Raw genomic sequence first — 259 nt, forward strand, 5'->3', positions numbered from 1 at the left:
TGATGGGCGAGAACGGCGCGGGCAAGTCGACGCTGCTGAAGATCCTCGGCGGCGCCTACATCCCCAACAGCGGCACGCTGCAAATCGGCGAGCAGACCATGGCGTTCAAGAACGCGGCGGACAGCATCGCCAGCGGCGTGGCGGTGATCCACCAGGAGCTGCATCTGGTGCCGGAAATGACCGTGGCCGAGAACCTGTTCCTCGGGCATTTGCCGTCGCGTTTTGGGGTGGTCAATCGGGCGCTGCTGCGCAAGCAGGC

1 protein-coding gene is annotated in these 259 nt (G+C 65.3%); it reads left to right on the forward strand.

Annotation, left to right across the window (positions count from 1 at the left end; genetic code table 11):
* Positions 1 to 259, forward strand: a 259-nt coding sequence (locus AACY52_RS31950) for an ATP-binding cassette domain-containing protein (protein WP_339421441.1), incomplete at both ends; no start/stop codon positions are given.

This window comes from Pseudomonas sp. EA_65y_Pfl1_P113, from assembly GCF_963970525.1.
GTDB classification, from domain to species: domain Bacteria; phylum Pseudomonadota; class Gammaproteobacteria; order Pseudomonadales; family Pseudomonadaceae; genus Aquipseudomonas; species Aquipseudomonas tritici.